Here is a 24,948-nt window from a genome sequence, read left to right as displayed (position 1 = left end):
ATATAGTATTAAAAATTATATCTGAAATGCGGAAAGTTACAGGAGCCCGCCGGCGCCGAATCGCTGGACAAGGTCAGGATATGCGGAAAGGGCGAAACTATGAGAAGGAGTGGAAGAAAAAAACTTGGGTCTTTTCAAGAATCTGAGAGCTCCGGGTTATGAGCTGCGATTCCGATGTGATGCCCAATCTGTTGAGAATTTCTGTGCCTTTTCTGTCGAAACAGCTTTACAGCTTGAGATCATTTGTTCTGTTGTCTCTTAAACGTCCAAACCTCGTATGGGTCACGGCTTGGATCAGGAGAAATAGTTCCAACACCAAATCCAATGCCTAAGTTTACACCTATAGCAATGCCCAATCAATCTTCCCAAATCACCAAATTATTCTCGCTCAGGACTTGTTCGATGCGTTCCAGATTCAGCGTGGACTGGGGGGCGGTGCGGCGTCCCAGCTCAGCTACCAGAGCCTCGATCACTACCATCAGGGGAGCGTCCCCACAGGGGTGATTGACTGAATTGGCATCAATCATCACATCGGCTGCCTTCGCCAGGGGGTTAAGGCTGGTATTTGTGACCAGAATGATGGGAATACCCAGCTGATGACAGAGCTTGCCTACCTGGATGGTCCGTTTGGTGCAGGGCCATACTGAGAAGACCAGAAGCACATCTGTGGGTTTCATGTGGACGGAAACCTTGTCAAATACAAATTCTCCCTCCAGGCTCAGCTGGCGCACATGAGGGTAGAAGCAAGAGAGGGCATACTCAAAATAGAGGGCCAGTGCCTTGCTGGAGCGCAAGCCAATGGTATAGATCGTGTCCGACTTGAGCATCAGCTGGATGGCACGCTCAAATTCCTCAATATTTGAGGGAGTACAGAGGTTTTCCACGATGCGCAGGCTGTCGGCAGCCACCGAGCGGAAGGTATCGCTGCTCTCTGTCTCCTTGGTGCTGACAAAGCTCTGTTTCTGCCCCCGGTAGGAGGAGGTGTTCTTCAACAGAACCACATCTGCCAGGGTGCGCTTGAAAGCGCTGAAGCTGTCATATCCAAGCGTTTGTACCAGCCGCATGACAGTGGTGGTACCGACGCCGGCGGCGCGGGCCAACTCAGCCACTGTCATGACTCCTACCCGCTCGTAGTTCAAAGCTAAGTATTGACACAGGATGCGCTGTTTCTTGGGCAGCACATCTTTTAATGTCATTATCTCATCAAGAAGTGTTTTTTCCATTACAAGCACCTGCAGTTCTTCCCTTGAAATCGGTGGTTTTCCATTCTTATCATAACCTTTTTTTGCGGCATGGTCAACTATGGCATGGCTCTGGCGCAGAATGCGGGGGAAGGCGTCTAAAAGAAGAGATGGAGAATTTTATGTGGCAAACTACGGAACTACTTTACTATTTTCTCTAAAAAATATAGTATCAATCATAATATAGAATATATATGCCAAATATTTCGTTAAAAAGAACAAAATGAAACATATATTTTCTATAAAGGGAACAAAAATTCTATTTTGCAAAATAAATGGTTGAAATATTCTTTTTAACGGAATATAATTAGCATCACAAAAGCAAAAAACAATTTAAATGACATTTGGACTGATAAAACCACAATTATTTTTTAGGAGGTAATTTGAAATGAAAACCAGAGACGTCGTATTCTACAGCGAAGGTGCCAAGATGGCCGGTACCATCTATCTGCCCGACGATTACAAGGAGGGAGAAAAACGGGCTGCCGTGCTGTGCAATTCCGGCTGGACCGGCGTGAACAAGTGCTATCCTGCCCTGTACGCCCGTGCTCTGACCGCCTACGGCTTTGTGTGCATGGGATTTGACTACCGCGGTTTCAAGCCCAGCGAGGATGTCCATCCCTGCCTGCCCAAGTATACCACCCTGGAGACCGAGGTGGAGGACATCGCCAACGCCTTCACCTTCATGCAGGTCCAGCCGGAGGTCGACCCCGAGCGCTGCGGCCTGCTGGGATGGGGCGTGGGCGGAGCCGTGTGCATCACCGTGGCGGCCCGGGACAAGGAGGTCAAGGCGGTTGCGACTCTGAACTCCTTCATCAACGGCGAGCGCTGGATGCGAGACGGCATGGGAAACGACGCCTTCGGTAAGTCTGTGGCCCGCCTGCGTCAGGACCGCATCAAGCGGATCACCACCAACGACCCTGTGCTGATGCACCCCTACACTGACTACCCCAACATCACCGAGAGCGGCGACTTCTACACCGACCACGTACTTAAGGAGATCAATGGCGGCATCCAGAGCTCCGTAGATGCGGACAGCGGTGAGGAGTTCCCCACCCCCATGTCCACCGCCATCGGCGAGAGCTTCATCCGCTTCAATGTGGAGGACCTTCTGCCCAAGATCGCGCCCCGGGCCGTCTTTGTGGGCCACGGCTACTACAATGAGCTCCACCAGCGGGTAGAGGCCGAGGAAGCCTACCGCCTGGCTAATGAGCCCAAGCAACTCTACTATGTGGATGGCAAGCACAACGAGTGGATGTTCGACGAGGATCCCAAGTTCCAAGCTTTGGCCGCCGCTCTGGCTGACTTCTATAAGGAGCATCTGAAACCCATGGAGTTTGGTCTGCAGAAATAATTTTACACAAGTCCAAATGGGGTTTAGGGCGCTCCCGCCGCATGTTTATATACTGAGACGGGAGCGCCCCTTTTATCCGGCTTACCCTCTTGATGCGAGGGAGACTAACAAAGGAGAATCTCGGCCATGGAATACAATTATATGTCGTTTTTGACGGATTTCTGTTTTATGTCCCTGCTGCTGGTGATCGCTCAATTTATGCGGGCCAAGATCAAGTTCCTGCAGATGTTCTACATCCCCGCCTCCCTCGTGGCCGGGATACTGGGACTGCTGCTTGGGCCTCAGTTCTTGGATCTGATCCCCTGGAGCGGTCAGATCGGCTCCTACGCCTATATGCTGGTGTGCGTGCTGTTCGGCGGTCTGTTCCTGGGAAAGAAGGAAAAGACCAGCGTGAAAAAGATTTTCACCCAGGTGGGTGATTCCTTCTGCGTCAATATGGGTGCGGAGTTCTTCTGCTTCGGCATTGCTTTGCTGGTGGGCGGCGCGCTGGTCACGTTCCTGTTCCCGGACGTCTTTACAGAAATCGCCCTGCTGATGCCCTCCGGCTACTGCGGCGGGCACGGCTACGCCTCCACCATTGGTACTGCCCTGAATAACCTCCTGGGCCGCACGGACGGCGTGGTCATCGGCCAGACCTTTGCCACCATGGGCCTGCTCACCGGCCTGTTTGTGGGTATTATCTGCATCAACTACGCCACCCGGAAAGGGGCCACCCGGCTGGTCAAAAGCGCCAAGGCCCTGCCTGAGGACTGCCGCACCGGCATTGTTCCTGCGGAGAAGCGCATCTCCATGGGCGAGGAGACCATCAACCCCATGTCCATGGACCCCCTGGCCTGGCATCTGGCCCTGACCTTGATCGCCACCCTGGCCGGCTATACCTTCTATGACTGGTATAAGCAGTATCTTCCTGATATTGAGCTGCCAGTCATGTGTTTGACCATGATTGCCGGCGTGCTCCTCCAGACCCTCCTGAACCACACCCCCTTTAAGGATAGCGTGGATGAACATGTAGAAGGCCGCATCGGCAGCATGGTGACCGACTATCTGGTGGGATTCGGCGTGGCCTCCATCTCCATCACTGTGGTCATGGAGTTCGTGGGCCCCATCCTCCTGCTGTGCGTGCTGGGTACCCTTACCTCCCTGACCCTGGTGTTCTTTGTGGGCCGGAAGCTGTTCCATAACTTCTGGTTTGAGCGCTCTATTTTCGTGTTCGGCTGGACCACCGGCGTGGTGGCCATCGGTGTCACTCTGTTGCGCATCGTAGACCCGGAGGCCAAGAGCGGCACTTTGAACGACTATGGTTACTCCTATACCCTCCAGTCGGTGATCGAGGTGTTTATCATCGCACTGACGCCGATCCTGGCAGTCTCCATGGGCTGCCTCGCGGTAGGCGCCATTGAGACAGGCATTGCTCTAGTGCTGTTCCTCATTGGAGCCAAGATATTCGGTGTACACAAAGAGAAGATGAACGAGCTGCGCCAGGGAGAGGCGGAGATCATCAGCACTCTTCACGAATAAAGATCCCCACAAATAAGGAGTATTTCTGGGTTGCACAGGGCATTGACTACAGCCTGTTCCGCAATTTTGATAAAAAACAAAACAAATATCATAAGACACTAGAGAGAAGCCAAGAGACTGCCCCCACAAAATAATACTGTTCACAGGCGGGGCGGCTGAACTCTCAGCCGCCCCGTCCTTATAGAAAGGAGCTTATGATGTCCAGTTTAGATCAGGCTCGCGCCCTGCTTCAGGGCAGCTATGACCTGCATATACACCCAATTCCCTCCCATGTCCCGCGTCTACTGGACGACTTTGAGGTGCTCGCCCAGGCAGAAGAGGCGGGGATGGCTGGTGTGTTGCTGAAAAACCACTACGAGCCCACCGGGGCCCGGGCCATTCTGGCCAACCGACGGGGAGAGGGCTTCCGGGCTAAAGCCTACGGTGCGGCCGTTCTCAACTGGCCCTTGGGCGGCCTGAATCCCTACGCAGTCCACAGCGCCTTGAAAATGGGGGCCCACGTGATCTTTATGCCAACCCGAGACGCGGCCAACTGCCTGTTCCACGGGGATATGCCGGGAGACTTTTTCCAGCGGGAGGGCATCAGCCTACTGGATAAGCAGGGGAATCTGCGCCGGGAAATCTACGAGATATTCGAAGTGGTCCGGAGTTATCGGGCCCTGTTGGCTACCGGCCATATCAGCCCCCTGGAATCCGTCCTGCTCTGCCGGGAGGGCCGCCGGATGGGGGTAAGGATGGTTTTGACTCACCCGGAGTGGGACCGTACCACCATGGACGCAGACACCCAGGCTGAGCTGGCCCAGCTGGGGGTGTACGTAGAGAAGTGCTGGTACAACATCGCAGAGGGCAACTGCACAGCCGAGAGCATGGCCAGCCATATCCGCACGGTGGGACCGGAGCACTGCTTTCTGTCCACGGACCGGGGGCAAAGCGGAAGGGAGACGCCAGCAGAGGGGATGGCCCGTTTTGTGCAAGTCCTGATAAAGCATGGAATATCTGCTGAAAATGTGACACAAATGCTTCGAATTACCCCTGAAGATATGCTTAACAGATAAGTCGGTGTTCACTTTTTGTATAGTGGCATTAGTTTTGAATTTATGTATACTTATCAGATGGATAAACATTGTTATGTTGTCCTTGACACATCCGCTGACTGAATATTTTTGGATAATTTTTGATTCTGGTACTGAAACGACGGTCGTTCGCCACCCTGTTTAACCGTGCAGGCCGCTGTGTGCCCCGAAAAGGAGTGAGGGGTATCCATGCCCCTTCGGAACCATCCACGCCTGTTTCGGGGCCGTGTGTCGAAAACTGGATGCTGCTCTGAAAAACAGTTTTCCCCGAAACTAGGGGGGACCGGGTGGCCGAAAAAAGTACAGGATAAAGCGGTGACATCACCGCTTTGCCCATCTTTCCACAGTGCGGGCCGAGGACGGGAAAACGACACGAATTGGAAAAATGTGAAACTATTTGAGAAAATTACGTGATATCACATTTTTCACGCGGGCATCAGATGTGATATCACAAAGCTGTAAACTGCCATGCCCACAAGGGTTCTTCTGGTATCACATGTGATATCTACCCGATTTCAAGTAGTGTTCAAGGCTCAAAAATTGCGCCCCTTAAACAAGGATATAGACCTAGGCCCGATTTGCCGGATAACCGGCAAATATGAATGTTTTGATAACTCTGCGCCATGGCCCTGGATATTTTTCTCTTTCTGCAGTATGTTGTGTTGCTGCAAAGGAGGTAGTGCATCATGGAAAAACGCAGAGCCAACGGGGAGGGAAACCTCCGAAAACGAAAGGACGGCTGGTGGAGGAACAGTACACAGAGGGCCGTGCCCCAGAGACAGAAAAGACAATTTACAAAAATGTTCTGGGCCGGACCCAGGCGAAGGCCAAGGCAAAGCTGAAAGAAGCCATAGAAATGGAAAGGGATATTAACACGGTGAAATCGAAGAAGTACGCAGTGGGGGAATGGATGAACGAGTGGTTCGAGAACTATGCAAAAGAGTGCGCCCGTCCTCTCACCAGACCTACCGGGGGTGCATCGACAACTACATAGTTCCCAACATCGGAGCCATTCCGCTGGAAAAGCTCACCTCTCTAGACTTGCAGAAGCTCTACAAGAAGCTGCTGACCAAAGGCCGGATAGACAGTCTGGAGGCCAAGGGACAGCTAAAAGGCCTCAGCGCCAAGACGGTGCGGAACATTCTCCAGATTCTTTCCTCTGCCTTAAAGCTGGCTCAGGAGTAGCGGATCATACTCACCAACCCGGCGGAGGTTTGTGCCCTGCCTAAAGTAGAACAGCGGGAGATGAAGACCCTTCCGGTGGAGCAACCCCGGTCCTTCCTGCGGGAAACCAGGGAGAGCGGCGTATTTGAGCTCTACTATCTGGAACTGGCCACCGGGCTGAGAAGGGGAGAACTTCTGGGCCTGAAGTGGGGGACATTGATTTGAAACGGGGTGACCTCCGGGCTCTACGGCAGATATCCCGGATCAACGGAGAGGTAGTGGAGGCACCGCTGAAAACAAAAAACGCCTACCGCACCCTGCCGTTGGCGGAGGATACGGTAAGCGTACTGTTAGGGCAGAAGAAAAAAGCGGGCAGCTACCTGTGGGTGTTCCCGTCGCCCAACGGTGGACCCATCTTCCCGGACAGTGTCCTGCATATGCTCCATCGGGTGCTAAAGCGGGCGGGACTGCCTAAAGTCAGGTTCCATGACCTCCAGCACACCTTCGCCACCCTGGCCCTGCAAAACGGAGTGGACATCAAGACGAGGTCCGGGATGCTGGGTCGCTTCTCTGCCGGGTTCACCCTAGACATCTACACCTATGTGACGGGGGCTGCCCAGTGTCAGGCGGCACAAACTATGGCGGGAGTGCTGGAGGGGAAGTAACCCAAATGTGAGTCCAGAGCAGCGAGGCACATTTGGAAGGGAGGCGCAACGGAGGGAGCGGACCCTGCCGCGGACGGCGAGGGGAGAGATCCGGAGCTTGTGCCGACGTGGATCAAAGTATAGGTCAAACAGCAGACACAAAAATAAACCGGGCAGAAAAGTAATAAAGAAATCCGCTGAAATCATACGATTTCAGCGGATTTTTGGTTGTGGGAGGAGGACTTGAACCTCCGATCTCTGGGATATGCTGCGGTCTGGATGTGGGTTTGGCTCCATTGGTTCCATCCAGCCTGAACCCTGTATGGGTCACGGTTTGGGCCAGCGGAAACAGATGTAGCCCAGAAGTTCTGCATGACCTTTATTTGCAGCTGTGCAGCTTACGCATTGCACATTGACAAAACGCATCTACGAGAGGGTTTTGGTTGTCTCGGTGGGATACTGCCACTATATCCGTAAGGGTAGCGACTTCCGGAAGGGAGAAGTAGATCAAGGGAGTTTGGGGCTGGATACAGTGAACATAGGAGGGGCAGATGAAGGTCATTCCCCGTCCACAGCCTACCAAACTGAGCGCCGAGGACAGACTTGGTACCTCCACCACCCGCTGAGGGGCAAAAGAGTAATGCCGACAGATCGTCTCAGCAACGATGCGCATGTTCTGCCAGGCACGAAGAACAATCAGGGTTTGCTGCTCAAATTGGGACAGGTCTACCTGGAGTGGGTGTTCCAAATTGTTGCCGCAGTCAGGATAGTACTGCTGCATTTGTTCATCATACTGTGTAGCCAGCACCACAGGATCGCCCATGAGGCGTTCGTAGCGCAGATGAGGATTGTCCGGCCTAAGATTGGTCAGCACCAAATCTACATCGTCATGGTCTAGCTGTTTTAAGATTTCAGCACTGGAGCATTCTACGATTTTCTGATCCACAGAAGGAAATTGCTCCGCAAAATCCGGTACGATGCGTGGCAGAACATAGATGCCCAGGAGAGGGAGGGTAGCGATGGTCAGACGGTTGAAGGACTGCTTGCCCATGGCGGAAAATTCCTGCCGCATATTCCGCTCCAGACCCTGAAACTGTTCCACATATTCCAGATATCGCTGACCGGCTAACGTAAGGCGCAAGGGAATGGTATCCCGGTCAAACAATGTTACCCCAAGCTCATCTTCCACTTTCTTTACGAACCGGCTCAGGGCGGGCTGAGAGACATAAAGAACTTGAGCCGCTTTGGAAAAACTATGATATTGAGCAATGGTTTTAATATATTTGCAAAAACGCTGGTCAATCATAGTAAGCTCCTTTCCGGACATGAGTGGGCGGAGATCTGTTTGATCGTGAAATTGTTTTATCTAATGATATCAGACTATTGTATATCGCGCAAAAGATTTCTTCCACTGTCCTATGCGCTTTTTATCATATCGTCATGTCAAAATGGGTATTCGACATTGTAAGTGGCTATGTTGTACAATTCTTAACAAGGATAGACCACATTGCGGGAAAGAATGCAAGGTGCAGAACAGAAAATAAGGAGGAATCTGTTATGAGCAAAAATCATGCCCAGGACCTGCGCCGTATTTTGGCGGAGAACAAATTTTTAACCCTGCCGGGTGTATATGACTGCTTGTCGGGCAAGATCGCAGAGGAGGCGGGATTCCCTGCCCTGTTTCTGTCCGGCGGAGCACTGGCCTACAGTGTGCTGGGCCGTCCCGATTTTGGCTTTTTGAGCTTGGCGGAGTTTGGTACTGCCATTCAGCACATCGTTTCTACCTGTTCTGCGCCTCTGCTGGCGGACGCGGACAACGGATTTGGCAATGCCATTCAGGCAGCCAACACCGGTGCCATGTATGAGCAGCTGGGAGCAGCTGGCTTGCAGATTGATGACAAGGTTCTCCCCGCCAGCCACCCCGCCCGAGACGAAATCATCAATTGGGATTTGATGAGTCCCAAGATCCAAGCGGTCCGGGACAATGTTTCGCCTGACTTTGTGATTGTATTCCGCACCTGTGCAAATTTGTACGGCTATGGTATTGATGAAGCCATCCGCCGCATCAATCTCTCCAAGGAGTGCGGTGCAGATTACGCCTATGTGGATGGGATCAAGTCTATGGAGGAGCTGGAAAAGGTCTCTCAGCAGGCTGCGATTCCCCTCATGGTTAATCTCAATGAGAAAGGCTTTGTGGGCGGCAATGTACCCATTGAGCAGGTGAAGGAGCTGAATTTCTCCATTGGACTGTTCCCTATCTCTTCCATGCTGGCTGCATCTCAGGGCATGATCGAAGTTCTGGGTGCACTGGCCGACCAGGGTTCTACGCTTTCGGTACGGGACAAGATGACAGATCCCCCCACCCGCATCCACCGCATGATGGGACAGGTTTCCCTGGTAGAGAAATATACCCCCTACTATTCGGTGCCCTGAAAATCTTACTCAAAGAGAAAGGTGTGAACCTGCATGACATTGACGGATGTATTGAAAGATTTTGCATACCTCAGCGTTTTGCTTCTCATCGGCTTTGAACTTCGTAAGCGGATTACCCTTTTCCAACGTTACTTTATCCCCACCTCTTTGATTGCAGGAACCATCGGTATGTTTTTCAGCCCCAGCTGGCTGGGCGAAGTGTCTCCTGCTTACATTCCGTTTTCCAGTGGCATTGGGCAGTGGTCGGGAGTACTGGTTATTGTTGTGTGCGCCACGATGTTCTTGAGCCTGGAGCTCAATCAAGTGGGCCGTGACGGTATGGCCACCACCTTTTTGGCCGGTGCGGCCCACCAGGGGCAGATGGTAGTTGGTCTTGGCATCGCGGCGCTGTTCGGGGTGCTGGGCAGCACGCTTCCTTATCAGTTCGGTTACATGGGCGTTTGGGGTTTCTATGCGGGCCACGGCAATGCCACCACCGTGGGTAACATCATCCAGGATGCCGGCTTGTGGAACGATGCAGTGGGCGTGGGCGTGACCTTCGCTACGATCGGTATTCTGTGCGGCGTGATCCTGGGTATGGTAATTATCAATATGGGAGCCAAGAGGGGCCTGACCCATGTAAAGATGTCCTTTGCGGACATGGATGAGGGAGAGCGTACCGGCTACATCCGTCCGGAAAACCGGGTGTCTGTTGGCAATGGTGTGACCAATGTGTCCTCCCTGGATCCGTTGGCCTTTCAGCTGGCTATCGTTGGCGTTGTAGTCGTGATCGGCATTGTGGTCCGGACACTGCTGATGAAGATTCATCCCATCATGTCCAACTTTCCTCTGGTAGGCGCCGTGCTGGTATCCAGTATGATCATAGGTTTTGTGATCAACAAAACAACGCTGAGAGAGCGCATCGACCGCAAGCTGATGAACCGCATCACCGGAACTGCACTGGAGTATATGATCACCGCTGCGATTGCCACTACTTCCCGGCAGGTGTTTGTCTCCTACGCGCTGCCGCTGGTGCTCATCTCCATCTGCATGGTGCTGGTCAACCTGTTTGTCTGCTTCGTGCTGGGCAAGCGTTGGCTCCAGGATAACCCCTTTGAGACTGGCGTAGGCCTGTTTGGCATGGCCTGCGGCGTACTGGCTACCGGCTTGATGCTCGTCAAGGTGGTGGATCCTGACAACGAGACGACTGCTTCCACCTGCATTTCCACCTCCAGTACCTTGGGTTATGCCTGGCAGATCCCCTACATGGTAGTGGGTTCTCTAATGATTTTTACTATGCCTACGATCACCACCGTGATTTCTGTTGCGCTGCTGCTGTTTTTCCTGATTGGCGGCGAGATTTTGTTTGGACGCAACCGGAAAAAAGCATCTGTCTGATTGCATTATAATTAAGAAAGGAGTATTCCTTTGAATAAATTTACCGTAGCTGTTTTGCAGCTTGATTCCCAAGATGATGTACAGAAGAATTTAGATACCGTAGTCTCCTTTATTGAAGAGGCTGCGGCTCGTGGCGCCAAGCTGATCACCATGCCGGAGAGCATGAACTATGTGGGTTTGGATAATGCGGGGCATGCGGAGGAAATTCCCGGAGGTCCTACGTTCCAGCTCATGTCGGAGCAGGCAAAAAAATATGGAGTCTGGCTCCACTGCGGAAGTATCTATGAGAAAAACCCCAATGATCCCCGGCCTTTTAACTCCACCATGGTCATCGATCCCCGGGGTAATCTGGCAGCCAAGTACCACAAGATCCACCCTTTTGATGTGGTCATCCCCAACGGTCCGGTGAATCGGGAGTCAGAGCGGATTTGCCCGGGCGATGAGATCGTCACCGTGGACACAGGAGAGGTGGGCCACTTGGGTCTGTCCATCTGCTACGATATGCGCTTTGCAGAGATGTACCGTATTATGGCCCTGGAAGGGGCGCAGATCCTTCTGATGCCTGCTGATTTTACCATGCCCACCGGCAAAGACCATTGGGAGACCATACTGCGCACCCGAGCCATTGAAAACGGCTGTTATGTAGTGGCTCCGGCGCAGTACGGCGTGAAGCCCAAGTTCCAGGCCTATGCCAACTCTCTGGTGGTAGACCCCTGGGGCAATGTGATCGCACGGGCGTCCAACCACCCTCAGGTGATTACAGCGGAGATCGATCTGGATTATTTGCAGCAGGTTCGCCGACAGATCTTTACCTTGGAAAATCGTCGGCCTGACGTCTATAGTCTGTTGCGTACCAAACAGTGATTCAGAAGGAAGAGCAGGGTAGCGGTCCTGCTCTTCTATTTATGAGGGAGGAATGGATTCCATGAGCCATAAGAAAGCCATCGCCATCACGTGCTTTGTTGCTCTGATGTGGAGTCTGGCAGGATTCAATATTAAAATGATTGAATGGAGCCCGTACGCCATTGCGGCGGGACGTAGCCTAGTCGCTGTTATCCTTCTGGCCCCCATGGTTCTGCGGAAAGGCTTCCAAAAAATCGACCGGTATGTCATCGGTGGGGCAATCTGTTACGCCGCTTTCAACTACTGCTTTATTACCTCCACTACTCTCACTTCCTCCGCCATTGCTATTATGATGCAGTATACTGCACCCATCTATGTGGCCCTGCTGTCCTGGCTCTTTCTGCGGGAACGGGTCGGATGGGCGGATATTATCAGTGTAGGGTTTGTCTTTTTAGGGATGATCTTTTTCTTCTTGGACAGCAACAGCGGTGGGAGTTTAAAGGGAAATATCGTCTCCATCTTTAACGGAATCACCTTTGCTGGTATTTCCATCTTTCTGCGGCTGCAGAAGGACGGGAATCCCGCACTATCCATGTATCTGGGCAATGTAATTTCCGCTGTGGCAGGACTGCCTATTATGTGGAACGCCGGTATGCCGGACACGATTAGTTTGCTGTTCCTTCTGCTGGCCGGCCTGTTGGTTGCAGTCAGCTATACCCTCTATGCTAAGGCCAGTACTGGCTTGTCCGCATTGGAAACAGTGTTAATACCAATTATTGATCCAGTAATGAACCCAGTGTGGGTATTCCTGTTCCTGGATGAGCGACCGGGGGCATTGACCATTGTGGGTGCAGCGGTGATCCTTGTGTCGGTTACGATTCGAGTGGTTTCAGGACTGACCCCATCTTCAGCGTCTCGGACAAGAGGGTAGTTTCGGTGCTGTCCATGGTTACATAAAAGCAACCCTCTCCGGTAAACAAAGATAACTGTCTTGTAACATGATGAAACACCGATTTTTGAATTCCAAACTATTTGCTTTTATTAGCTGCGATATACTTTCTTGAAGACGGAGGGGGGCCAGCCGTTTAATCAAGCCCCTTTAAAAATGGTTCTGGGCTGTGGTAAGAGCAGAAACAGGTTTTGTCAAAGAACAGTACAAGCTGATTCTTCGATGGGAGAGACGGTACACGGCAGGACATGACCCGGAGACGAGCAAGACCATCTACAAGAATGTACTGGGCAGAACTTAGGAGGAGGCCAAGGAGAAGCTGAACGCCGCCATTAAGGAGACACAATCTCTGGACTTACAGAAGCTCTACAAGAAGCTGCTGACAAAAGATTGGGTAGACCGGCTGGAGGCTAAAGGGCAGCCCAAGGGCCTTAGTGCCAAGACGGTGCGGAACATCCACCAGATTCTTTCCTCAGCCCTAAAGCTGGCCCAGGAGCAGCGAATCATCCTCACCAACCCGGCGGAGGGCCGCGCTCTGCCTAAGGTGGAGCACAGAGAGATGAAAACCCTGCCGGTGGAGCAGTTGGCCTCCTTCCTGCGGGAGGCGAAAGAGAGCGGTGTATTCGAGCTCTACTACGTGGAGCTGGCCACCGGCCTGCGGCGGGGAGAGCTGCTGGGCCTCAAGTGGGAGGACCTTGATTTGGACCGAGGTGACCTCCGGGTACGGCGGCAGATCTCCTGCATAAACGGTGAGGTGGTAGAGGCACCTCTGAAAACGAAAAATGCCCACCGCACCCTTCCATTAGCAGAGGATGCGGTAAGCGTTCTGTTGAAGCAGAAGAAAAAAGCGGGTAGCAGCCCATGGGTGTTTCCGTCACCCAGCGGCGGCCCCATCTCCCGGACAGCGTCCTGCACATGCTCCACCGGGTGCTGAAACGGGCGGGACTGCCCAAAGTCAGGTTCCATGATCTCCGGCATACATTCGCCACCCTGGCCCTGCAGAACGGAGTGGACATCAAGACGGTGTCCGGGATGTTGGGTCACTACTCGGCGGGCTTCACCCTGGACACCTACTCCCATGTGACCACAGCGGCCCAGAAAGAGGCGGCGAGAGCCATGGGAAAGGTGCTGGCGAACGCCCTCTGGAAATATCCTAAAACAAAGCGAGGTCCGGGCGCGGCAGAGCCGCACCCGGACCTCGCTTTTGGCTCGTATGGGTCAGAATATGGGTCAACCCCAAAGGTCCAAAAATCAGTCTCGACTTTTTTGAGCAATAAACAGGGAAAACCGTCTGACTTCAAAAGAAATCAGACGGTTTTGTGGTTGCGGGGGCAGGATTTGAACCTGCGATCTCCGGGTTATGAGCCCGGAGCCTTTTTCAACGTGGATTGAGCAGCCAAACACCCCAATTGAGATAGGCCGCAAAGGTCACCCAGAGGAGATACGGGACTTGCAGCCACCCGGCGGTGCAGTCCACCTGAAGGAAGGACAGTAGCATCCACAGGATCAGGGCCCAAAGCACTGCCAGCCAGACAAGGGCAAAGCCGAAATTCTGGAACTGAAAGAAAATGATGCTCCAAAAGAAGTTGAAAGCGAGCTGGACTAGGAAGAGCAGCAGGCTGCGGGACCGGAGACCGGAGGGGGGCGCCAGATAGACCCGGGCCGCGCCAATGCCCATCAGGGCGAACAGGATCACCCATACGATGGGAAACACGATGCTTGGCGGGGAAAGAGGAGGCTTGGTAATGACCTGGGAATAGAGCTGTGTACCGTCCCTGGTCAGCCAGCCGGCCAGGCCGCCCACCGCCTCGGTGAAGAGGACCCAAGTCCCATAGGTCCCCCATAGATGCTTCTTCATTTTCATCACCCATGGACAGCATATGTGAAATCGGAAATTTTATGTGTTCGGACCGGGGCGGCTGATAGGGAGGGCTCCGGCGGCCCGCTCCCAGCCTGTGGAAAACGGAGGTCCAGAAAAAAGGGGTTGACAAGTGGGAAAGGGGCGGCTATAATAAGCCCAACAAATCAATCAGCAGAAACCTGCGAGGAAGATGAGTAGCCAGTGGGCAAACCTTCAGAGAGTCCTGGGTGGTGGGATCAGGGCGGGGCGCAACTGTGTGAATGGACTTCCGAGGGCGGCTTGAACGGCTTTGGCTCAGTAGATGCCGACGGGGACCCACCCGTTATCCATCGGGCACGCGTGATGGCGCGTGAAGCGAGCGGACGTTTACGTCAATTTGGGTGGTATCGCAGGAGTGCAGCTCTTGTCCCATGTGGGATGAGGAGCTGTTTTTTTATTGGCTGCGCTCCCAAGTCAAGGCCGCCGGCACCGGCCCCTCCATCGCCCACCCGAACAAATTTTGTTTTTTGGAGGAAAACACGATGAAAAAGCATGACATGATGAAGAAGTTTACCGCTGCCGCCCTGTCCCTGACCATGATGGCCGGCCTGGCCGCCTGTTCCGGCGGCAGCAGCTCCGCCTCCTCCGGCGCCGCCCCTGCCCCGGCCGTTTCCGGCTCCGAGACCGGCGGCACCGCCATCAAGGTGGCGGTAGTGAAGCAGATGGACCATGCCTCCCTGGATGAGATCGCCAACGCCATCACCGCCCGGCTGGACGAGATCGCCGCCGAGCAGGGCATCACCATCGACTACGGCCAGGTGTACAGCGGCCAGGGGGACGAGACCATCCTGAACCAGATCGGCGCCCAGGTAGTGGCCGATGGTGTGGACGTCATCATTCCGGTGGCCACCACCGCCGCCCAGCTGATGACCGTGGCCGCCGAGGGCACCGGCATCCCAGTGGTGTACGCCGCCGTCAGTGACCCGGAGCAGGCCGATCTGCTGGACCTGGACTATGTCACCGGTATGAGTGACGCCCTGAACACCCAGTTCATCCTGGACATGATGCTGGCCCAGGACCCGGAGGTGCAGACTGTGGGCCTGCTCTACTCCCTGTCTGAGCCCAACTCCACCAAGCCCATTGCAGAGGCGAAGGAGTATCTGGACGGCAAGGGCATCGCTTATAAAGAGTACACCGCAAACAGCGTAGATGAGGTCATCGCCGCGGCCGGGACGCTGATTGCCGACGGCGTGGACGCAGTCTTCACCCCCACCGATAACAAGATCATGGAGGCCGAGCTGGCCATTGCCCCCGAACTGGCGGAGGCGGGCATCCCCCACTACACAGGCGCTGACTCCTTTGTCCGCAACGGCGCTTTCACCACCTGCGGCGTGAACTATACCGACCTGGGCACTCAGACCGCCGACCTGGCCTATCAGGTGGCGTCGGAGGGCATGGACGGCATGGAGGACTACTATCTGGTGGAGGGCGGCATCATCACCGTCAACACCGAGACCGCCCAGACTCTGGGCGCGGACTACTCCATGTTCAGCGACATGGGCCAGGTGGTGGAAGTGGCCACCACCGAGGACTAAGCACACCCTGACCGCACAATACCGCCAGTCCCTCCGGCAGGACGCCGGAGGGGCTTTGGCCTGAAAGGACGGAACCCGCTATGCTCTATATTCTCCAGACAGCCCTGGAACTGGGCCTGTTGTACGCACCGGTGGCCCTGGCTCTGTTCCTCAGCTACCGCATCCTGGACATTGCCGATCTCACCACCGATGGGGCTTTCACCCTGGGGGCGGCCGTGTCGGTGACAGTGTGCATCGCAGGCCACCCCGTCTTGGCGGTCCCTGCCGCCATGGCTGCCGGGGCGGCGGCAGGCTTTGTGACCGCTTTCCTCCAGACCAAGATGGGGGTGCCCTCCATCCTGGCGGGCATCATCACCAACACGGGGCTCTACACCATCAACCTGATGGCCATGGGGTGGACCTCCACCGCCAGCCTGCTCCGCCAGGACACTATTTTCCGCATGTTCCAGGCTACCGGTATCGGCGGAGCCTGGAGCGAGATCCTGCTGGGCGGGGTGCTGACGGTGGGGGCGGCCCTGCTGCTGGTGGCTTTCCTGGGGACCCGGCTGGGCCTGTCCATCCGAGCCACGGGGGACAATCGGGACATGGTCAGGGCCTCCTCCATCAACCCAAACTTCACCATCACCGTGGGGCTGTGCATCGCCAACGCCCTCACTGCCTTTTCCGGCGCTCTGGTGGGCCAGTCCCAGCGCAGCGCCAACGTAAACATCGGCACCGGAATGGTGGTCATCGGGCTGGCCTGCCTCATCATCGGTGAGACGGTGCTGGGCCGTGGCTCCATGCTGCGGGGGGCGCTTTCCGTCTTTGTGGGCAGCATCCTCTACCGGATCATCTATGCGGCGGCCCTCAGCTCCAGGATCATCGAGGCTATGAAGCTGCTGACCGCCATCCTGGTGGCGCTGGCCATCGCGGCGCCCACCCTCAAGCAGTGGGCTGCCTTCCAGAAGCGGAAGGCGGAAATGAGAAAGGGGGGACGCTGAGATGCTGGAACTTGCGTGTATCTCCAAGACCTTCAACCCCGGAACGGTGAACGAGAAGAAGGCGCTGAGCGGAGTTGCCCTCCGTCTGGAGAAGGGGGACTTCGTCACCATCGTGGGCTCCAACGGCGCGGGTAAATCCACCCTCTTCAACGCCATCGCGGGGGCCTTCTATGTGGATGAGGGCGCCATCCGCCTGGCGGGGGAGGACATCACCTTCAAGCCGGAGTACAAGCGCAGCCGGGAAATAGGGCGGCTGTTTCAGGACCCCATGCGGGGGACGGCGCCTCATATGACCATCGAGGAGAACCTGGCCTTGGCCTATCTGCGCACTGCCAAGAATCAGAACGCTTTTTTCAGCCGGACCAGCAAAGCGGAGAAGCAGTTCTTCCGGGACCGGCTGGCCCTGCTGGATATGGGGCTGGAGGACCGGATGAAGCAGCCCGTGGGGCTGCTGTCCGGCGGACAGCGTCAGGCGCTTACCCTGCTGATGGCCACGCTGGTCCCGCCCAAGCTGCTGCTGCTGGACGAGCACACGGCGGCCCTGGACCCCTCTACAGCAGAGAAGGTGCTGGGCCTGACCCGGGAGATCGTGGCGGAGCATCATATCACCACCATGATGGTGACGCACAACATGAAAAATGCTCTGGAGCTGGGCAACCGCACCCTGATGATGGACAGTGGAAGGGTCGTGCTGGACATTGGGGGGGAGGAGCGGAAGGGCCTGACGGTGGAGGACTTGCTGAAGCGGTTCAAGGCTGGGGCCGGCAGGGAGCTGGACAACGACCGCATCTTGCTCTCGGAATAAAAGGAAAGAGCGCCGCCCCGCCGCGATCAGCGGCGGGGCGGCGCTGTATTCAGACTCAGGCGAGGAACAGCCGGGCCATGCACCAGCCCAGGGTGAAGCAGCCAGGGAAGGTGAGCACCCAAGTGAGGGCGATGGAGCGGGCCACCGACCAGTCGATCCGGCGGCCTGAGGTGCTCCCCGCACCCAGCAGGGCAGCGGTGCGGGTGTGGGTGGTGCTCACTGGAAGGCCCAGCAGGGTGGCCAGCAGCAGACAGCCGCCGCCGCCCAGATCGGAGGCCAGCCCCTCCCGGGGACCCAGACGCACCATCTCGCGGCCCACGGTGTCGATGATGCGCCGCCCGCCCATCCCAGTGCCCAGGGCCATTGAACCGGCGCACAGGGTCATGAGCCAAAAGGGGATGAGGAAGGTCTGCTCGTCCTGACGGCCCTGGGACAGGGCAATGCCCAGTAGAAGGATGCCCAGAAATTTCTGCCCGTCCTGGGCACCGTGGAGGAAGGCGGTGAGGGCAGCCCCGGGGATCTGGGCCCTGCGGAACAGCCGGTCGCTCCAGGACAGTCGGCTGAGCGCCCTCAGGGCCCGGCGGCCCGCCCAGAAGCCCGCTCCCACTGAGACCAGCAGCCCCAGCACCACCCGGGCCCAGCAGTCCCACCGGATGCAGGACAAGCTGCCCTCCAGGGCGGCGGCCGCCCCGGAGATGCCGGCTACCAGTGCGTGGCTCTCGCTGGTGGGGATGCCGAACCACCAGGCCGCTGCCGCCCAGAGAACGATGGAAGCCATGGCGGCGCAAAGGGCGGCCAGGGCCGCCCGGGGACCGCCGCCGAAAGAGGCGATGGAGTAGATGGTCTCGGCCACTGATGTATTCACCGCCGTGACGCACAGCACGCCCAGAAGGTTGCACAGGGCGGCCAGCCCAACCGCCGGACGGAAAGGGAGGGCCCCGGTGACCACAGCGGCGGCGATGGCATTGGGGGCATCGGTCCAGCCGTTGACCAGCAGGACGGCCAGAGTGAGCAGCACCGTGAGGGTCAGGGCCGGGCTGGCCGCCATCTGGCACAGGAACTCAGGCAGGGACAGGGGCATGGGATCACCTCCACCCCCCACTATATGGGGGCGGAGGCGGGGGTATGTCCCGAGAAGCTGTCACTTCAGGGCGGCGGAGACCAGCAGCAGGGTCTCCTCATGGGTGCGGTCCACCAGGTGGGTGTAGATCCGGCCGGTGGTGGCGGGGGTGCTGTGTCCCATGGCTTTGCCGATGTCGAACAGAGGGACGCCTTGGGCAGAGGCGATGGTGGCGAAGGTGTGGCGCAGTCCATGGAGGGTGAGCCGGGGAAGGTGGTTCTTCCGCACGAACCGGGTGAAGGCCAGGGACAGGGCGTTGGGGGAGTAGGGCAGTCCCTCTCTGTCCAGCACCACATGTCCAGAGGCGGCGTAATCCCCGCCCCGGATGGCGCGCTCCTGCTCCTGCCGGGCCTTCTCACGGCGGAGCAGCTCATAGAGCTCGTCAGGCATAAACAGGGTGCGCATGGAGGAGCGGTTTTTTGTCTCCTTCTGGACCACTGTGGCGCCATAGGCAGTGCGGGCCTCCTTGATATGGACGACGCGGCGCTGGAAGTCCACGCTCTCCCATTTCAGGCCGCAGATCTCCTCCCGCCGCAGACCCAGCCCAGCGGTGACCTTGACCACCATCTCCAGCCAGTGGCCCTCTACCAGCTGGTAGAGCACCTTCAGGTTCTCCTGGGTATAATAGGAGGCCTCGTGGAGCTTGGGGCGGGGCGGCTCCACCCGCTCTATGGGATTGACCCGGAGCATATCCTGCCGCACTGCCATCCGCAGGGCGGCGGAGAGCAGGTCATGGTGCCGGCGGATGGTGTTGGAAGAGAGCCCCTCCGTCCGCGTCATGGTCTGGTAGTACTCCTGGATCTGCTTGGGGCTGAGCTTGGACAGGGGGACGGCGCCCAGTAGCGGGTCCAGGTGGTTGTCGATGATCTTCTGATACGCATACACCGTAGTCTCCGCCCGGTTGGGGCGGATGATGTTCTCCATCCAGTAATCCAGCCACTGGCGCAGGGTCTGCTCCTGCTTGGGCGGGTGGAGGAGCTTGTCCCGGTCGGCGTAAAACTCCCGCAGGCCCGTCCGGGCGGAGGTCAGGTTGGGGAAGGTGCGGTACTGCTTGACCCGCTTCCCCTCGCTGTTCTTGCCCAGATCCATGCTGACATAATATACCTTTCGCACGTCATCAAAGGAAATGTTGCGTTCCACTCGTTTCCTTGCCATAAGATGATCCTCTCCTTTTGTCGAAAAATGTCGTTTTTGCAGGAACGTGTTACAAGAATAGCATAGGTGGGCGGGGAGCAGGGGGGAAATCAGTGACAAAACAGGCCGAAGGCCTACATTCATTATTTGCAGGTATTGGGAAAGCATACCCTCTGTACACTGAGAGCATCGAAAGAGAAAAAAAGGGCAGAAAGCCCTCCGGACAGACCGGGCAAAATGGCAAAAGCAGGCGGTGCCCTTGCACGGGAGGAGAAGCTGTGGTACAATCACACCGCGAAACGGGGCCCTGCCCCGGGAGAAGAAAGGGTGGGACCTTATGATCCGGATCAGTAACCTGTCCCTTCCGGTAGACGGAGATTTGGAGCAGCTGCGCAAGCGGGCGGCCCGGGCCCTGGGGCTCCGGCCGGGGCAGCTGGGAGAGCTGGAGATCGTCCGGCAGTCCATCGACGCCCGGAACAGGAGCGAGGTCCACTATGTCTATACGGTGGAGCTGTCCATGCCCCAGGAGGAGCGGCTGGTGGAAAACGCGCCGGGGCGGAACGTGTCCCGGACGGAGCGGCAGGCATACGCCTTTCCGGCAGCGGGACGGCGCTCCGCCCTGCCCCCGGTGGTGGTAGGCATGGGCCCGGCGGGCCTGTTTGCGGCTCTGTTCCTGGCCCGGAACGGCTTTCCCTGTGTCGTGCTGGAGCGGGGCCAGGACGTGGACCAGCGGACCCGGGACGTGGACCGCTTCTGGACCGCCGGGGCCCTGGACGAGGGCTCCAACGTCCAGTTCGGAGAGGGAGGGGCTGGCACTTTTTCCGACGGAAAGCTGACCACCGGCACCCATGACCCCCGCATCGCCGCTGTGCTGGATACGCTGGTGGAGGCGGGAGCCCCCGCCGACGTGAAGTATTCCCATAAGCCCCATGTGGGTACCGACGTGCTGCGGCAGGTGGTGAAGCACATCCGGCAGGAGCTCATTGCCCTGGGCTGCGATGTGCGCTTCGGCCACCGGCTGGAGGGGCTGACCATACAGGGGGACGCCCTGACGGGGCTGCGGGTGGCGGGGCCCCAGGGGGGCTATCTTCTGAAAGCCGACACCCTGGTGCTGGCCCCGGGACACTCCGCCCGGGACACCTTTGCCATGCTCCATCAGGCGGGGGTGCCCATGGAGCAGAAGCCCTTTGCCGTGGGGGTGCGCATCGAGCACCTTCAGCGGGAGATCAGCGCCCGGCAGTACGGTCCGGCATGGAAACAGCTCCCGCCCTCCGATTATAAGCTGGCCTGCCACCTGCCCACGGGCCGGTCCGCCTTCACCTTCTGCGTGTGCCCCGGGGGGGAGGTGGTGGCCGCCTCCTCCGCCCAGGGACAGGTGGTGACCAACGGCATGAGCTTCCGGGCCCGGGATGGGAAGAACATCAACGGCGGCTTTCTCGTGGGGGTGGTGCCGGAGGACTTCCCCGCCGGTGCCGGACCGCTGGCCGGGGTGCGCTTCCAGGAGGAGTGGGAGCGGGCGGCATTCCAGGCGGGGGGTGGCGGCTTCCTGGCTCCTGCCCAGCGGGTGGAGGACTTTTTGAAGAAGCGGCCCTCCCAGGGACCGGGTGCCATCCGGCCCACCTACCGCCCAGGAGTGACCTGGACGGAGCTGGACCGGTGCCTGCCCGGGGCGGTGGCGGATACGCTGCGGGGAGCCCTGCCCCTGATGGACCGGAAGCTCCGGGGCTTCGCCGCGCCGGACGGGGTGCTCACTGGAGTGGAGACCCGGTCCTCCTCGCCGGTGCGCATCCTGCGGGACGAGACCTTCCAGTCCGCCCTGCGGGGCCTGTACCCCTGCGGCGAGGGGGCGGGCTACGCCGGCGGGATCGTCTCCGCCGCCGTGGACGGCATCCGGGTGGCCGAGGCCGTGGCCCGGGGATAAAAAACAAAACGCGCTGCCCAGCGGGCAGCGCGTTTTTGCTTGGTGGGGAGAAGAGGCCGGTCATTCCGGCAGACCCATATGAAAGGTAAGAATGTCTCCGTTCTCCAGAGTGACAGGCTGATCAAAGTCAAAGACCAGATCCCGGTGGCCATTGCCGCCGCTCCACCAGAGATTGCCTGGAATGGGCTCCCCATTCTTGGCGGCCTGGAGCCACTGAGAGGCCTGAGCCATCTGCTCCGGCGATGCCTCCAAATCAGAATCATCTTGAAAGACGGAGGGGAGTTCCAGGTCCAACAGCTTCTGATAGAGGAGCCCATAGGGGGTGCCGAAAAAGTCTTGACTGAACAACCCCTGCTCATGGACAACGGCGATGCCGTCCTGGCTGACGGTGATGGACATGAAGTAGGAAGGAAGGGAACCATCCAGACAGACCACTTCGGCTGTCCCCTCGGGCCGGCTCAGGGTCAGGGATACACTGCCGTCAGACAGGGGAGGCGTGGGCGGGAGAAATCCTTCCGGCCAGGTCTCTGCTTCATAATAGGCGGACCACTGGGTCAGCGTCTGGGACAGGGGATGCATGGACCGCATGGTGCCGCTGACCAGATCGACTGTACAGAGGGTATCTCCCCAGTCCTTGGTTTCGCCGGTAGCCCAGTTTATTGTCTCTTTCACCGGGGAAATAAAGGTCAATACAGTTCCGGCATCATCCAGTTCGATGTCCCGATAACGGGCGAAAGAGTGAGACCCACCCATATAGGCGGGAAGAAGACTGATGATATCGAGTTTTGTTCCGTTGTTTCTCACAAAATATAGTTGGAAACTGCTCCCGTGGGGAACGCCGCCCATCGAGCCGGCAAATAGCGTCCCGGAAGCCGAGGGATACAGCTGATATTCCACATTGATAAACTCTTTTACATCCTCCATGCGCTGGATCAGATCATCCAACTGGATCTGCATGGGATCGCCGAGGGTCAGCTCGGCGGTGCGGCTGTCCTCGTCGAAGGCAACGGCACCGTAAGGAGCCAGGTCGGAGAACCAGATCAGGGTCTCGCCGCCGATGTTGCAGCTCCTGACATACTGCCCGGCCACATAGGTGTCAATGTCCGTGGACAGGATGGGCTGTGCCCGGGTCCCCACCGGCTGGGTGAGGACGGGCGGCGTGTAGTCCGGCCAGGACGCCGGGAGGGCAGGGCAGCCTGTGCTGTCCGCGGCCCGCTCCACGGAAAGGGTGCGGTCCTCTGCATCCCAGAGGACCTGGAAGCCATATCCGCGCAGGTCCTCCGCCACCACGGCGGTGCTGCCATTCACATTGTAGGAGCGCAGAGGGTGGCCGTTGATCTGGGCGGTGATGTCGGTGTACAGGGCCCAGTCCACTGCCCGGCCGGTCCCGGCGGCGGAGGAGGGAAGGGCGAGGGACAGGAACAGGGCCGCCGAGAGAGCGGCCGTGAAGAGCCGTTTCATGGAGAAGACCTCCTTTTTTGCTGGTCTCGCCTCTATTATAGTCTCCGGGGACTTGCAATACAAGAAGATTTGTGGTATATATACCTTTAGTACAAATGCGAAGAGCGGGAAAATAACGTGCTTTCGTTTCTCAGAGAGGGGTGGTCACCGGCTGAAAGCCGCCCTGAAGCGTGTCGTTTGGTTCGCCCGGGAGCGGCCCCTGAGAGGGGGACGGCTGTTCCGCCGTTATCGGGAAGTTCAAGTGCGTGTCTGACACGAATACGGGTGGTACCGCGGAAGGGTTGCCTTTCGTCCCAACAGGTTTGGGGCGGAAGGCTTTTTTGCTGTCCGCCCCCGTCCGATCAATTTACCTCTGAAAGGAAGAACACAGATGAAAGAACAGTTAGCAAAGATCCGTTCGGAGGCGCTGGCCGCCTTTGGGCAGGCCCAGTCCGCCGCCGAGTTGGACAGCCTGCGCGTCCAGTATCTGGGCAAGAAGGGTGAGCTCACCGCCGTTCTGAAAATGATGGGCAAGCTGTCCGCCGAGGAGCGCCCCGCCATGGGCCAGCTGGCCAACGAGGTCCGCTCCGCTCTGGAGGCGGCCATTGAGGCCGCCTCCGGTAAGCTGGAGGCCCAGGCCCTGGAGCAGCGCCTGAAGGACGAGGCTGTGGATGTGACCATCCCCGGCCGCGAGGTGAAGCTGGGACACAAGCACCCCATGTACCTGGCCCTGGATGAGATCAAGGACATCTTCATCGGCATGGGCTTCACCGTGCTGGACGGCCCGGAGGTGGAGCTGGCCGAGTACAACTTCGACAAGCTCAATGCGGAGGAGGGACACCCCTCCCGTGACTGGTCGGACACCTTCTACTTTGACGAGGACAGCCGGGTGATGCTCCGCTCCCAGACCAGCCCCATGCAGGTGCGGGCCATGGAGACTATGGAACTGCCTATCCGCATCATCGCCCCCGGCCGGGTGTACCGTAAGGATGAGGTGGATGCGACCCACTCCCCCATGTTCCACCAGGTGGAGGGCATGGTCATCGACAAGGGGGTCACCATGGCCGATCTGAAGGGCACCCTGAACACGGTGGTGGAGCAGCTTTACGGCAGGGGCACCAAGACCCGCTTCCGTCCTCACCACTTCCCCTTCACCGAGCCTTCCTGCGAGATGGACGTGCAGTGTCACAAGTGCGGCGGCGTGGGCTGTCCCACCTGCAAGGGGGAGGGCTGGATCGAGCTGCTGGGTGCCGGCATGGTCCACCCCAAGGTGCTGAAAATGGCGGGCATCGACCCGGAGGTCTACTCCGGCTGGGCCTTCGGCATGGGGCTGGAGCGCACCGCCATGCGCCGCTTCAAGATCGCTGACCTGCGGCTCATCTTTGAGAACGACGTTAGATTTTTAGAGCAATTCTGATTGCTCTAAAAATCAATTAGGAATTAGAAATTAGGAGTTAGGAATTGAAGCGGTTTCTTCCGCAGCTCAATTCCAAATATTCCGGCAAAACCGGACACCG

22 protein-coding genes and 1 pseudogene are annotated in these 24,948 nt (G+C 57.5%); 17 read left to right on the top strand and 6 right to left on the bottom strand.

Going from position 1 to position 24,948, the window contains the following annotated elements:
• Positions 1-356: 356 nt before the first annotated feature.
• Positions 357-1,223 (bottom strand): MurR/RpiR family transcriptional regulator, encoded by an 867-nt coding sequence (locus tag BN1969_RS15445; protein WP_050625097.1) that lies wholly within the window; start codon positions 1,221-1,223, stop codon positions 357-359.
• Positions 1,224-1,629: 406 nt separating this feature from the next.
• Between BN1969_RS15445 and BN1969_RS15440 the strand changes: the two genes are divergently transcribed.
• The 6 genes from BN1969_RS15440 to BN1969_RS18720 all read left to right on the top strand — a co-directional run bounded on the left by BN1969_RS15440 (position 1,630) and on the right by BN1969_RS18720 (position 7,015).
• Positions 1,630-2,595 (top strand): alpha/beta hydrolase, encoded by a 966-nt coding sequence (locus tag BN1969_RS15440; protein ID WP_050625096.1) that lies wholly within the window; start codon positions 1,630-1,632, stop codon positions 2,593-2,595.
• A 126-nt stretch (positions 2,596-2,721) separates the two neighbouring features.
• The gene (locus BN1969_RS15435) at positions 2,722-4,113 is read left to right on the top strand and encodes a sodium/glutamate symporter (protein ID WP_050625095.1); all 1,392 of its coding nucleotides are present in this window, start codon (positions 2,722-2,724) and stop codon (positions 4,111-4,113) included.
• A 197-nt stretch (positions 4,114-4,310) separates the two neighbouring features.
• Positions 4,311-5,168 carry a DUF6282 family protein gene (locus tag BN1969_RS15430; protein WP_242850360.1) on the top strand — a complete coding sequence of 286 codons (858 nt, stop codon included), beginning with the start codon at positions 4,311-4,313 and terminating at the stop codon, positions 5,166-5,168.
• Between the two features lie 924 nt (positions 5,169-6,092).
• Entirely contained in the window at positions 6,093-6,371 is a 279-nt protein-coding gene (locus BN1969_RS18730; RefSeq protein ID WP_242850359.1) for a tyrosine-type recombinase/integrase, read from the top strand.
• A gap of 60 nt (positions 6,372-6,431) precedes the next feature.
• Entirely contained in the window at positions 6,432-6,575 is a 144-nt protein-coding gene (locus tag BN1969_RS18725; protein WP_242850358.1) for a hypothetical protein, read from the top strand.
• Positions 6,572-7,015 (top strand): site-specific integrase, encoded by a 444-nt coding sequence (locus BN1969_RS18720; RefSeq protein ID WP_242850357.1) that lies wholly within the window; start codon positions 6,572-6,574, stop codon positions 7,013-7,015. The genes BN1969_RS18725 and BN1969_RS18720 overlap by 4 nt, the downstream gene beginning before the upstream one ends.
• Positions 7,016-7,373: 358 nt before the next feature.
• Here BN1969_RS18720 and BN1969_RS15420 read toward each other — a convergent pair whose 3' ends face one another.
• Positions 7,374-8,300 carry a LysR family transcriptional regulator gene (locus tag BN1969_RS15420; RefSeq protein WP_050625093.1) on the bottom strand — a complete coding sequence of 309 codons (927 nt, stop codon included), beginning with the start codon at positions 8,298-8,300 and terminating at the stop codon, positions 7,374-7,376.
• A 251-nt stretch (positions 8,301-8,551) separates the two neighbouring features.
• Here BN1969_RS15420 and BN1969_RS15415 point away from each other — a divergent pair, with 251 nt between their 5' ends.
• The 6 genes and pseudogenes from BN1969_RS15415 to BN1969_RS18705 all read left to right on the top strand — a co-directional run bounded on the left by BN1969_RS15415 (position 8,552) and on the right by BN1969_RS18705 (position 13,988).
• Complete coding sequence (locus BN1969_RS15415; protein WP_050625092.1) at positions 8,552-9,427, top strand: isocitrate lyase/PEP mutase family protein; 876 nt, start codon at positions 8,552-8,554, stop codon at positions 9,425-9,427.
• Positions 9,428-9,460: 33 nt separating this feature from the next.
• A complete protein-coding gene (locus tag BN1969_RS15410; RefSeq protein ID WP_050625091.1) occupies positions 9,461-10,804 on the top strand; it encodes a sodium/glutamate symporter in 1,344 nt (447 codons plus the stop codon).
• A gap of 30 nt (positions 10,805-10,834) precedes the next feature.
• Positions 10,835-11,668 (top strand): carbon-nitrogen hydrolase family protein, encoded by an 834-nt coding sequence (locus tag BN1969_RS15405; RefSeq protein WP_050625090.1) that lies wholly within the window; start codon positions 10,835-10,837, stop codon positions 11,666-11,668.
• Between the two features lie 61 nt (positions 11,669-11,729).
• Entirely contained in the window at positions 11,730-12,578 is an 849-nt protein-coding gene (locus tag BN1969_RS15400; protein WP_050625089.1) for a DMT family transporter, read from the top strand.
• Positions 12,579-13,155: 577 nt separating this feature from the next.
• Positions 13,156-13,625, top strand: a pseudogene (locus BN1969_RS19125) (site-specific integrase); the annotation flags it as partial.
• Positions 13,626-13,712: 87 nt separating this feature from the next.
• Positions 13,713-13,988, top strand: coding sequence for a hypothetical protein (locus tag BN1969_RS18705; RefSeq protein ID WP_242850412.1), 276 nt, complete (start codon positions 13,713-13,715; stop codon positions 13,986-13,988).
• Here BN1969_RS18705 and BN1969_RS17345 read toward each other — a convergent pair.
• A complete protein-coding gene (locus BN1969_RS17345; RefSeq protein ID WP_077138784.1) occupies positions 13,975-14,454 on the bottom strand; it encodes a TspO/MBR family protein in 480 nt (159 codons plus the stop codon). The two genes, BN1969_RS18705 and BN1969_RS17345, sit on opposite strands and share 14 nt — an antisense overlap.
• A gap of 524 nt (positions 14,455-14,978) precedes the next feature.
• On the opposite strand from BN1969_RS17345, the gene BN1969_RS15385 reads away from it, so the two are divergent.
• From BN1969_RS15385 to BN1969_RS15375, 3 genes are all read left to right on the top strand, one after another.
• Positions 14,979-16,031 (top strand): ABC transporter substrate-binding protein, encoded by a 1,053-nt coding sequence (locus tag BN1969_RS15385; RefSeq protein ID WP_050625504.1) that lies wholly within the window; start codon positions 14,979-14,981, stop codon positions 16,029-16,031.
• An 80-nt stretch (positions 16,032-16,111) separates the two neighbouring features.
• Positions 16,112-17,011 (top strand): ABC transporter permease, encoded by a 900-nt coding sequence (locus BN1969_RS15380; RefSeq protein WP_050625088.1) that lies wholly within the window; start codon positions 16,112-16,114, stop codon positions 17,009-17,011.
• Between the two features lies 1 nt (position 17,012).
• Positions 17,013-17,816, top strand: a complete 804-nt coding sequence (locus BN1969_RS15375; protein ID WP_050625087.1) for an ABC transporter ATP-binding protein — start codon at positions 17,013-17,015, stop codon at positions 17,814-17,816.
• 55 nt (positions 17,817-17,871) lie between these two features.
• On the opposite strand, the gene BN1969_RS15370 is transcribed toward BN1969_RS15375, so the two are convergent.
• Positions 17,872-18,897: an inorganic phosphate transporter gene (locus BN1969_RS15370; protein WP_050625086.1), complete on the bottom strand. Its 1,026-nt coding sequence runs from the start codon at positions 18,895-18,897 to the stop codon at positions 17,872-17,874.
• 60 nt (positions 18,898-18,957) lie between these two features.
• Positions 18,958-20,091, bottom strand: coding sequence for a site-specific integrase (locus BN1969_RS15365; RefSeq protein ID WP_050625085.1), 1,134 nt, complete (start codon positions 20,089-20,091; stop codon positions 18,958-18,960).
• Between the two features lie 316 nt (positions 20,092-20,407).
• Between BN1969_RS15365 and BN1969_RS15360 the strand changes: the two genes are divergently transcribed.
• On the top strand, positions 20,408-21,991 hold the full coding sequence (locus BN1969_RS15360; RefSeq protein WP_050625084.1) for an NAD(P)/FAD-dependent oxidoreductase: 1,584 nt from the start codon (positions 20,408-20,410) through the stop codon (positions 21,989-21,991).
• 60 nt (positions 21,992-22,051) lie between these two features.
• On the opposite strand, the gene BN1969_RS15355 is transcribed toward BN1969_RS15360, so the two are convergent.
• Positions 22,052-23,452 carry a hypothetical protein gene (locus BN1969_RS15355; RefSeq protein WP_050625083.1) on the bottom strand — a complete coding sequence of 467 codons (1,401 nt, stop codon included), beginning with the start codon at positions 23,450-23,452 and terminating at the stop codon, positions 22,052-22,054.
• A gap of 370 nt (positions 23,453-23,822) precedes the next feature.
• On the opposite strand from BN1969_RS15355, the gene pheS reads away from it, so the two are divergent.
• Positions 23,823-24,848 carry a phenylalanine--tRNA ligase subunit alpha gene (pheS, locus tag BN1969_RS15345; RefSeq protein WP_050625081.1) on the top strand — a complete coding sequence of 342 codons (1,026 nt, stop codon included), beginning with the start codon at positions 23,823-23,825 and terminating at the stop codon, positions 24,846-24,848.
• Positions 24,849-24,948: the final 100 nt, after the last annotated feature.

The sequence above is a fragment of the Clostridium phoceensis genome (assembly GCF_001244495.1).
Lineage (GTDB): Bacteria > Bacillota > Clostridia > Oscillospirales > Oscillospiraceae > Lawsonibacter > Lawsonibacter asaccharolyticus.
This window is presented reverse-complemented; position numbering and strand designations above follow the sequence as displayed.